An 11,209-nucleotide genomic window follows, 5' to 3' on the forward strand; every position below is an offset into this window, starting at 1 on the left:
CTCCTGTGCTGCAACCCAATAGGTACTAACCTTGCTATACAGACATTACAGTAGACTATGCTGAAGAGTGATCAACTTGGCCGTACCAGTAGCGTGCCCAGTTCTCTCGGCGAATCATCGATGAATCCTACGCTCGTCACACTAGTGTCACCAATCTCCAAAACCAAGTGCGACACATGCTTTTACCGACCGGCCGTCAGAGCCACACCGCCCATTACCGCCAAAAGTGAGGGTTCCCTCACTCAGAGGGCACCCAGCGGTGTGACAAATGTCTAAGCTGTAACCAAAAGCTCTGGAGGTTTCTCACTTGCGTCGTTCTATTCGTTTTTCCGCCGTGGCCGTCGCTGGGGCAGCTCTCTTAGCGGCCTGTGGCTCAACAAGTTCATCAACAAGTTCATCTTCGAGCTCGGCTGCCAAGCCGATCAAGGGTGGTATTGCCTACTTTGCCGAGCAGCCAGGTGCTTCTCCTAACTACATCTTCCCGATCACACCGAGCGGCGAATTCTCAGTCAACAACCTCGCTCAGTTCCAGGTGCTCATGTACCGCCCGCTCTATTACTTCGGTATTGGGAACAAGGCGGCGATCAACTACAATCTCTCCATTGGTGATCAGCCAGTCTTCTCCAACGGAGACAAGACCGTCACCATCACGTTGAAGCACTACGAGTGGTCCAACGGCACACCGGTCGACGCCCGAGACGTCCTCTTCTTCATCAACCTGCTCAAGGCTGAGAAGGCCAACTGGGGAGCTTATGTCCCAGGCGCGTTCCCGGACAACGTGGTCTCGGCAACGGCACCAAACGCCTCAACCGTTGTCTTAACCCTCAATAAGGCCTACAATCCAACCTGGTTCACCTATAACGAGCTCTCCCAGATCACACCGCTGCCGATGGCCTGGGATCGCACGTCGTTGTCACAACCGGCACCGAATCCGAATGCCGCAAACCTCCCGGACACTACGACCGCGGGCGCAAAGGCTGTGTATACGATGTTGAACTCGCAGGCAACCGATCTCTCCACCTACGCCACCAGCCCCATCTGGTCAATCGTCGACGGCCCGTGGAAGCTCTCCAGCTTCACCACTGAGGGTCGAGCGGTCTTCGTACCGAACACCAAGTACTCCGGCCCTGACAAGCCAACGCTCTCTGAGTTTGTTGAGTTGCCCTTCACCAGCGCCTCGGCTGAGTTCAATGTGCTACGTGCTGGCAACAACGCCATCACCTATGGTTACATCCCGACCGAAGACCTTACCCAGAAGGCAGCGGTCGAATCACTCGGCTACAACGTCGAGCCCTGGGTCGACCTCGGTTTCAACTTCTTCCCGATTAATCTCAACAACCCGACGTACGGGCCGGTGTTTCGACAGCTTTACTTCCGCCAAGCCCTCGAGCATCTCGTCGACCAGCCCGCCTGGATCACCCACTTCCTCGATGGTTATGGAGTAACGAGTGCCTCGCCAGTGCCAACTCAGCCAAGCAACACTTTTGCGGATGCCACCTCGAAGACGATCCAGTATCCGTATTCGATCTCGGCGGCGAAGAACCTTTTGACCTCTCATGGTTGGAAGGTCGTCAATGGCGTGATGACCTGCGAGAGTCCTGGGACATCAGCGACCGAGTGTGGGGTCAATATCCCCAAGGGTCGTAAGATGACCTTCAACCTGATCTACGCCTCAGGAGTGACCTCGCTTGCGCAGGAGATGACGGCCCTTTCGTCGGCGGCCAAGCAGGTTGGGATCGACCTGAGTATCTCGGCTCAACCCTTCAACAGCGTCATCTCCGATCAGCCTCACTGCACCGCCACCCAGGCGGACTGCACGTGGGAGATGGTCAACTGGGGCGGTGGCTGGGAGTACAGTCCAGACAACTACCCAACCGGTGGTGAACTCTTCGGTTCGGGTCCAGGGCATACCGGTTTTAGCAACTACGCCAACACTCAGGCAAATCAGTTGATCGACGCAACCCACACGGCTACCAACGCCCAGGGGGCCCTCGATGCGTACCAGAACTTCATGGACAAGACGCTGCCAGTGATCTACCAGCCGTATCCTGACTACTCGATCTCGGCAATCTCCAAGAAGCTCGGTGGGGTCACCCAAAACCCCTATCTCAACCTCGCACCCGAGACCTGGTACTTCACGAAGTAGCAATCTCGCCGACCCGGATGAGTCCAAACCACCAAGGGTGTCACAACACGCACCCTTGGTGTGTGCTGGCGATATGCTCAAGACGCGCCCATTGTGAGGGGCATCCGATGATTCACCAAAGAGAACCAGCACGCCTGTGTTCTAATGACTTCAGCCAAAATGCTGGCCCATGCAACCAAGGGTCGAGCAAGCCAAAGTCGACCAAGCCAAAGCGGTTGCGTGCGTTCGCTCGCTCCACCACATAGCGGGCCGAAAGCCGGTGGCTTCGAAGGCCTATCCGACAAACCGTGCCCGGCTCGACACCTGCAGACTATAACTCATCGACTCCATCGCACAACCGTGAGCGAAGGGCGCCGGATCATCGCTGTGATCACACGAGGTCACCCGCTGGCCAGGGCGTTCAACGACCCATTTTGGCATCGCTGATAACCTTGGCCAGGATCGTGAGGAGCTCCGCTGTGAGGTGATCGTTGGCCACCATCATGCGGGCCCATGCGAGAAGTGGCACCTCCGTTTCGTGGGCCGGTCTGTTTCATCGGCTGATCAAAGCTCTGCGAGGTGTTCACGGCGAATGCACCAGCACTAGGTCTACCGACAGCTCAACCCAACGACCTACTGGTCAAATCGCCTGGAGTTACAGGCGAGGCTGTCGGACATCCATAGTGTCCTAGGCCGCCTATGGTGTTGCGCAACGGTGTCAAGGACTCACCGATATGTGACGCCCATTCACGGCGGAGATGTACCATCACAGCGCGCGAACGAGCGGCACCGCTCTTTAGTTGCTCGTATCAGTCACTTGCCACCGGTCGTGGCTCGGGCTCGGCAGCAGCCACTTTGGGCGTTGCCTCCAAGCTCAAGCCCTCGGCCTGGGTCAGTCGACTACCCACCTTCGCGGCCAGTTTGGGTGCTCCGAGGATGATGGCGACACCGACGATGATCCATCCACCGGAGACCACCGGGAACCAAGCAGAGGCACCGGTGGGATAGGGAATCACGTTGCGATACAGGGTGTAGACGAGCAGAACCCCAGCCAGGATCGGCAAGACGATCTCCCAGGTTGGTACCGATCCACGCTCCCTGAAGAAGAGGAGTGCCATAGCTCCGATCGTCGCTAGCAGATAGACAAAGAGGATGATGAGGGTACCAATGGTCCCAAACCAGAGGAACTCATCGAATGCGGTCGCGCCAAAGGCGAGCGCCGAGATCCAGCTGATTACCAAGATCACGCCAACGATGAGCGTGGCGGCTCGCAGTGGGGTCTCGGTTTTCGCGTTCACAACCCCGATTCCCTTCTCGCCAAAGGCATCTCGCGATAGCGAGTAGGCGAGACGGGAGGCGCCGACGGTCGAGGCTAGCGAGCAGCCAAAGGCCGAGACCACCGTCCCGAGTGTCACGATATTGCCGAGCCACGAGGCGATATAGGTTGACCCAAGCGTCCCGAGCAAGGATCCGGTGTTGGCAAAGCTGGAAAGTTGGTGGGCGCTGGTTCCAAATCCCATTACCTCAACAGCCGTTACAAAGACAAAGTAAACACCCCCAAAAATGGCGGTTCCAACGATAGCACGAGGAATATCCCGGCGCGGCCGCTTCGACTCTTCACCGAGCGTCGCTGATGCCTCGAATCCAGCAAAGGAGAGAAAACCAAAGACCACCCCTAAGAAGAGGGCGGAGAACCCGATGGTCTTGGCGGGTTCAAAGACACTGAGTGTGAAGTGTTGTCCTTGTGGTCCGTGACCAACAATGAGCTTGATCAACACAATCGTCGACAGAATGACGATCAGAGCCACGGTGGTGAGTTCGGTGCCCAACAGGACTCGCGTGCCGTTCTTGGCTGGTCGAATCGCTAAGTACCAGACGCCTACCAGTTCAATGGCCGCAATCAGAAACGGTGCCCATGTCGGTGGCGACGACCAGATCGCAAGGCTCTGGAGGAGCGCCGTCAAAAAGATCGCCGACGCCATCGCAGTCAAAAGACCGTAGAAGATATAGGTACCCATCAGCGACCAACCCGCGATCACGCCAGCTCGGGGACCAAGGGTGGCACCGACGAAGCCATAGACCGAACCGGAGTGATGAAAGCGTTGGGTGAGACGTGCAAAGACATAGGCGATGAAGAGCACCCCCACCAATGCGATGACGAACGTCAAGGGCACCGCACGCCCGACCGTCCCCACCGAACCCTGCGGATTGATATTGGCCGCCATCGAGGGCGCCATCAATGCGACCGATACACCGACAACCTGCCACAGCGACAGGCTCTTTGCGAGCTTTGGACCTGCTTGGTTGGCCATCTCCCCCTCCTTTAGAACACCAACCGACCCACTTGGGAGCCCACCAGTGGATAGGATACCAAGGAGCGCGTCGTTGGGGTCACTGAATATGTTTTAGCAGATTCAGTTGCCTTGCATGCCGTATTTTTGTTAACATTTAATTGCGAGTAGCTCATCACAGATGGCAGAAAGGGCAGACCATCATGACCGAGGGACAGATACCAGCGATCGATGAAGGCAAGCTACACGCCGCCGAGACCCACCTCGGCAAGCACCAGATCGACGCGATTGCCGCGACCTACATCGACAACGCAGGTATCGCTCGTGTCAAGGCAATTCCGGTCGAGCGTCTCGACGCTGCGCTGCGCTCAGGCATCGGCATGTCACCGGTCTTTGACGCCTTCCTGTTCAACGACGAGATCACCGAGTCCCGTTACTCGGGAGGTCCAATGGGCGATCTGCGTCTCTTTCTCGATCTTGACTCACTCACCCCAATCCCGGCGATGCCCGGTTGGGCGTTCGCAGCCGTCGATAGATTCAACCAACTCCTCCAGCCACATCCCAACTGCTCTCGGGGCTTCCTCCGCCGCCAACTCGCACGCCTTGAAGACCGCGGCGTCCTAACAAAGATGGGCTTTGAGATCGAATGGGTCCTCTCACGGGCAACCGACACGAGCTTTATCGCAGCGACCGATGGGTCCGCCTATGGCCTCACCCGTATCGTGGATCTTGCGGACTACGCTCGCACCCTTCTGATCAACCTCCGCAACGCCGATATCATGATCGAACAGTTCCACCCCGAATACGCTCCTGGCCAGTTCGAGATCTCACTGCCAGCGATGGCGCCGCTGATGAGCGTCGACAAGGTGGTGCTCGCCAAGACCATTATTCGCGCTACTGGCCGCGCCTTTGGTCTCATGACCTCCTTTGCTCCCGTCGTCGAGGTCAACGGCGTTGGCAATGGTGGCCATGTGCACATGAGCGTGACTCGCGACACAACGCCCCTCTTTGGCGGCGGCGATGGGCCCGGAGGTCTGACCCGTCCGGGAGCGGATATCGTCGCCACGTTGCTCGATTGGCTACCGGGGCTCCTAGCCATTGGCGCCCCTTCCCCGGTAAGCTACCTACGCCTCGTACCGAGTCACTGGGCCGGTGCGTTTCAGTGCTGGGGGATCGAGAATCGCGAGGCGGCACTGCGTTTGGTGGCCGAATCAGCGTTGGTCACCCGGGCGAATGCCAACCTAGAGATCAAGTGCTTCGACCTGAGCGCCAACCCGTACCTTGTCGCTGGCGCACTGCTAGCTGGGGTGCACGCTGCCCTCGACGATGGGCCGCCCTTACCTGACCCCGTCGGTACTGATCCAGCTCGGATGCCGGGAGCGATTCGGCTCCCTCAGTCCCTCGATGAGGCACTGGCCAAGCTCTGGACACTCAAGCCCCTGCTCGATGCCATGGGTCCCGAGCTCGCCGAGGCGTTCATCGCCGTCCGCAAGGCTGAACTCGCACATTTCGCGTCGCTCACCCCTGAGGAGATCGTCGCCGAAACCCGGTGGGTGTATTGATCATGGAAACCACCGTTGCCGAGGTAATCCGGGCTCAGCTCGACTCACTCACCAAATCAGAACGCAAGATCGCAAGGCTTCTGCTTGAGGACTATCCGGTTTCAGGCCTCGCCGGCATCCCATCGATCGCCGAGGCCGCCGGCGTCAGCGCGCCGACCATTGTACGCTTCGTCACCAAATTGGGATTCAAGAACATCGCAGAGATGCGAGAGCGCCTCCAAAGTGAGATCAGCACGCGCTTGGCATCGCCACTCGAGCGGCTTGGGCCGACCGATAGCCACGCCCCGATCACCCTCCTGGGAAGCTCGGAGGCGGAGCTGCTCGACGCCGTCACTCGCAGCTTTGTCTCCGTCAACCCAAACGAACTCGAACAGTTCATCAAGCTTCTCTGTGACCTCGATCGTGAGATCATCCCGATCGGTGGCAGGATATCCCATGTGCTGGCCCAGCACCTCTCGTGGTCGCTTCAGGTGCTGCGGCCCAACGTGCGCGTCGCACGACAATCAGCCGGCGAGCGCATCAACCTGCTCCTCGACGTCGATGATCATTCGGTCGTGGTTGCCTTCGATTATCGACGCTATCAGCCCGACACCATCCGCTTCGTCGAGGTCGCCAAGGCCGAGGGTGCTATCGTGCTGCTCGTCACCGACCCCTACCTCTCGCCCGCTGCCAAAAATGCCGACGTCGTGTTGACCTCAGCAATTGGATCATCGGGGGTCTTTGACGCTCTGACGCCGTCCTTCGCATTGATCGAGGCCTTGTTGACGCTCGTAGCCAAACGCCTCGGAGGACCCGCCACCGATCGACTCGCCAAGTACGAAAAGCTCACCGCCAAGATCCTCGAAGATGACCAGCGAATCATTGGCTCCTACCGAGGACATGGGTGACCATGACCACGACCCACATCAGCAACGATGACCTGGCCGCTGCGATCGCCGAACTACCTCTCGTCGATCATCACTGTCATAGCTTCTTTGCAGAACCGCTGACCGATCAACAGGTCGAGGACAACCTCACCGAATCCCCCGACGCTCGAGCAGCGAGAACCTCTACCTTTGACTCAAACCTCGGCCTTGGGACCCTACGCTTCGTTGGCACCGCCCTCTTTGGCCTCGAAGCCCCCGTCACCCGCGAGGCCTACCTCGAGGCCAGACGATCCTTTACGCCCAGCGAACTCGTGACACGCTCACTCATGACCGCAGGAGTCAGTGATCTGCTCGTAGACACCGGCTATCACGCCGATGATCTGCTCTCGATGGCGCAGCTCGCATCGCTCACCGAGGCTCGGGTGCACGAGATCCTACGAATCGAAACAACCGCTGAAGCGCTGATCAACGAGCTGCAATCACCTGAGGAGTTCCTCAACGCCTGGCCCAACTTGCTCGCACGGCTCGATCCACGGGTGGTGGGACTCAAGTCAATCGCCGCCTATCGGAGTGGGTTGGCACTTTCGGGCGAGAGCGCATCGCGCTCTGAGGTCGCTTTTGCACTCGGGCACGAGCTTCGCCATCATCCCACGAGAATCAGCGATCCGATGGTCATCGGCTATCTCGTACGCAGCGCCATCGACATCACCCATCTTCCGGTGCAGTTTCATATCGGCCTCGGCGACCCCGACGTACGACTCGCCACCGGCCGACCGGGTCACTTGCAATCGCTCATCGAGTTTGCCAACCAGCACAACACGGCGATCACCCTTTTGCACTGCTACCCATACCATCGCGAGGCCGCCCTGCTAGCCCACGATTATCCCAACGTCTACCTCGACCTCGGCCTTGCGCTCAACTTCGTCGGCCCTCGCGCCACCGAAGTTCTCACCGAGACACTCGAACTTGCCCCCTATGCCAAGGTGCTCTACTCCTCAGATGCCTATGGGTTGCCCGAGCTCAACTACCTCGGGGCTATACAATTTCGAACCGCCCTCACCCAACACCTCACCCAACTCGTGGACCAACGCTATCTGTCGACGAGCGCAGCGTTTCGAATGGCTGCCCTGATGAGCCACGAGACAGCCAAGGACCTCTACCAGCTCAGCTGAGTCCACGTCCTGACGTAACTCCACGTTGTTATCGTCCAGGGGATCACCATTGACCAGATTGCATCACGGCCGCCATGTAGCCCATGGACTCCGCCGTGGATCAATCGCTCGACCGGCGGTTCCTCTCTTGAAGTGCACTGACAAGTTCCATGGACAACAGAGCGATCCATGGACTTCGCTGTGAGCCTTGCAGGGCCGTGCCAAGGCTGACCGTTGCACCTGGTTGAGTTTGTAACTCTTGGCGTCGCCAGGACCGACGGGCGAGGAGCGAGCGAGCGGCGACCGCGAGAATTGGTGGTGCATTTGGCTTCTTTGATCCTCCAAACTCACCACTGGTGGTTGCCAGTGATGGACAGAGGTGACACTGCGGTGTGTATTTGCTTTAACCAGTGTTCCGCGACGTAATCGATGCGCTTATTCAGCCATAACACTGAGTTATCGGTTTCTCGTGCTGATTTCTTTAGCCAAATTTTACTTTTTTCTTAAACTACTTGTATTATAAGTACGTTGTGTGAGAATTAGCGGCATCTTCAGGTCGGCGAGCTCTTTCAGGCTCTCCCTCTTGTTGCCTCGCTCTGACCGAACCGGAGTACCCAGGATGTTACATCGAATGCAGCGATCAGTTACTATGGCCGCTTGGGCCCTGCTTGGAGCCCTCGTGCTGACGGCAGCGACAACCCCAATGACGCGCCTTGCCTCCAATCAGACCAACGTGGAGAATCCGACGTCGCTTGGTTTGCCGAGTTTCGGAGCCTCGAACCCGTTCCCCTTTGGCCTCTATGTCGCTGGGAACGCAACCCTAACCGGCACCCGGGGCAACGATACCACCGGAGCGGTGGCCATCGGTGGTACGTTGACCGCACCTAATTTTACTATTGACGGCGCCTGTGGGGCTGTCTGCCCAGTCTCGCTCGTGGCGCCCGAGATAGCGAACGGCTCTGACCTGAATGTCGAGGCGGGCACGATCTACGTGAACCCAGCTCCGTCATCGAGTTCCTACACCCTCCACAACAACGGATCAGGCAAGGTATATTCTGCGACCACGGCCACACCGCTCCCATTCTCCACGGTAACCAACGCACTCCAAGCCGACGCCGCCTCATGGTCAACACTGAGCCAGACCGGTCAGGCTCTCTACTCCAACGGCGGGTCCGTCCTCACCTTTACCGGCTCGAACCCTCGTCTCAATGTCTTTGATCTGAAAACATCGCTCGTCGCCTTACCCACCACCCACACGACCGTGAAGATCGACGCCCCTGCCAACAGCACGGTGCTGATCAACGTCGGCTCCCGCTGGACGAGCCATATCGCCCAGATTACCTCGTTGTCGAGCTCCACAGTGAGTGCATCGCACATCATTTGGAACTTTGCGTCAGCCTCGCAGCTAAACTTTGGCACCGCAGAGTGGTTAGGCACCGTCTTTGCCCCGTCGGCCGCATTCACGGGAGGTGCTCAGATCGATGGAGACCTCATCGTTGGATCTATCTCACCTAATGGTGCTGACGCGATCCCAGAGGTTCACGCCAGCAGTTCCCTCTTCACCGGAGTGCTGCAACAGCCGAATGCACCCACACCGACCACACCGACCACACCGACCACACCGACCACACCGACCTTTGGCCTCACCAAGACGTTTGACGGATCGACGGGGCCCGTGTCGGTAACCCTTCCCCCAATCGCGCCGTTTGGAGGTTACTCCTATACGATCGCGGTGGACGGGACTGGCACCATCGCTGATCCGCTTGTCCTCTCCGATTCCCTACCCCCCTATACCGGCCTGACCTATCAGTCGGCGACGATCACCACGATCAACGGCCTGCACGGATCGTGTACCACCACCCTTGGCGTCCTCACATGTACCATCGCTCCGTCATCGACCACACCCATCGACTTGGCCAATCAGTCACCTATTGGTACGATCACGATCCCCCTCTCCCTGGCCTCATCAATCCGACCGGGAACGTTTTCCAATACTGCGACGCTTGCCTATGACGGCACGGAGGTTGCTACCTCCAATACCGTCACCACCAATCTGGTCGCGACCTCCACACCACCATCACACCCGATCTCGCGCAATCACCAAGCGACTCCGCCGTCGGCCGCAACCCAGAAGGTGACATCGACCTCGAAGCCGGTTACCGAAGCAAAAAGTATTGCCCAAACGACGCCCCAACCCGTCAAGCTCGTGACCGGTCCGCCGGCCGCACCGACGACAAGCACCGGGGCCTTCGAGGATGGTCTCGCGCTGATCGGTCTCGGAGCTGGGGCGTTCGCTGCCCAAGCTATCCGCCGACGCCATCGAAGATCGAGTCAGCCGTCCTGAGGATTGGCGACAGGCTCGTCAACAACTGACCCCTTTTGCTATCGCAGGGGCGTGTGAGCGCTGCAGATGACGGCGCGTCGCTCGCAGCAGTAAGAGCCAAGATAGCCGCTGCGACCAGCATTGTTACAAACTACTCTCGGTGTGGTCACCACGAACGCGCTCCTGATGCCCTCAGAACCGATCCTCAGCGTTCGCTTCAACCCGCGAGACCAGTCCGCGTTCGCGCCTCTCAACCAGTTGCAGACCAATGGGCACACTGACAATAGTGTCACACCCAAGGTAGATGTTCAATTTGTCAGTGGGGATTATCCCGACGTAGGCGCGGAGTGGGGGCACAGGTCAATGACACCAGACCAAGCAGCTGTAGTAGTCGAGTACGCAACCGATGAGGATACTGAGATTGCCGTCCGGCGCGCTCTGGAGAGTGCAGGGGTCTCGGCCCATGAGCTCACGGTCCAAGCACGGAAGGTCTCTACAGAAAATGTACGAAGTAGCTACGAGTTCAATACCCAAAACGCTAACTTCCGGCCGGCTAAGGACTCTCTTTCATCTCCTCTTCACTCGGTCGGTTGATCCAGACCTGGGTGTTGAGGGTGGGTGGGGTCGGAACCTTGTTGACAAAGCGCTCGGGGTGGTTCTCGTAGGCGTTGCGCAATACCTCGGCTCTTCGTTCGGTGATGGCTTCGGCGTATCCCTCATGGACATCGGCTGGGGTCATGAGTGCAATACCTGAGTGGTGATGCTCGTACTGGTACCAGGTGAAGAACTTTCCAAAGAAGGTCCTCGCCTCTTCGATGGTTTCAAATCTCTCGGGGAAGTCTCCTCGGTACTTCAAGGTCTTGAACTGGGCTTCGGAGTAAGGGTTGTCAT

At 58.4% G+C, this 11,209-nt stretch carries 8 protein-coding genes; 5 read left to right on the forward strand and 3 right to left on the reverse strand.

Features of this window, described 5'->3' with window-relative positions; genetic code table 11:
- Positions 1-307 precede the first annotated feature (307 nt).
- Positions 308-2,146 carry an ABC transporter substrate-binding protein gene (locus MP439_10785; GenBank protein MCI2976538.1) on the forward strand — a complete coding sequence of 613 codons (1,839 nt, stop codon included), beginning with the start codon at positions 308-310 and terminating at the stop codon, positions 2,144-2,146.
- 273 nt (positions 2,147-2,419) lie between these two features.
- Here MP439_10785 and MP439_10790 read toward each other — a convergent pair whose 3' ends face one another.
- Both MP439_10790 and MP439_10795 read right to left on the reverse strand, forming a co-directional pair.
- Positions 2,420-2,566, reverse strand: coding sequence for a hypothetical protein (locus MP439_10790; protein MCI2976539.1), 147 nt, complete (start codon positions 2,564-2,566; stop codon positions 2,420-2,422).
- 368 nt (positions 2,567-2,934) lie between these two features.
- Positions 2,935-4,437 carry an APC family permease gene (locus MP439_10795; GenBank protein ID MCI2976540.1) on the reverse strand — a complete coding sequence of 501 codons (1,503 nt, stop codon included), beginning with the start codon at positions 4,435-4,437 and terminating at the stop codon, positions 2,935-2,937.
- Positions 4,438-4,619: 182 nt separating this feature from the next.
- Here MP439_10795 and MP439_10800 point away from each other — a divergent pair, with 182 nt between their 5' ends.
- The 4 genes from MP439_10800 (at position 4,620) to MP439_10815 (ending at position 10,339) form a co-directional block, all read left to right on the forward strand.
- Positions 4,620-5,978, forward strand: a complete 1,359-nt coding sequence (locus tag MP439_10800) for a glutamine synthetase family protein (GenBank protein ID MCI2976541.1) — start codon at positions 4,620-4,622, stop codon at positions 5,976-5,978.
- Positions 5,979-5,980: 2 nt separating this feature from the next.
- Entirely contained in the window at positions 5,981-6,865 is an 885-nt protein-coding gene (locus MP439_10805) for a MurR/RpiR family transcriptional regulator (GenBank protein MCI2976542.1), read from the forward strand.
- A 2-nt stretch (positions 6,866-6,867) separates the two neighbouring features.
- Complete coding sequence (locus MP439_10810; GenBank protein MCI2976543.1) at positions 6,868-8,016, forward strand: hypothetical protein; 1,149 nt, start codon at positions 6,868-6,870, stop codon at positions 8,014-8,016.
- 610 nt (positions 8,017-8,626) lie between these two features.
- Positions 8,627-10,339, forward strand: a complete 1,713-nt coding sequence (locus MP439_10815) for a choice-of-anchor A family protein (GenBank protein ID MCI2976544.1) — start codon at positions 8,627-8,629, stop codon at positions 10,337-10,339.
- 532 nt (positions 10,340-10,871) lie between these two features.
- Here MP439_10815 and MP439_10820 read toward each other — a convergent pair.
- Positions 10,872-11,209: integrase core domain-containing protein (locus tag MP439_10820; protein MCI2976545.1), on the reverse strand; the 338-nt coding region annotated here is incomplete at its 5' end.

Source organism: Ferrimicrobium sp. (assembly GCA_022690815.1).
Classification (GTDB): Bacteria; Actinomycetota; Acidimicrobiia; order Acidimicrobiales; family Acidimicrobiaceae; genus Ferrimicrobium.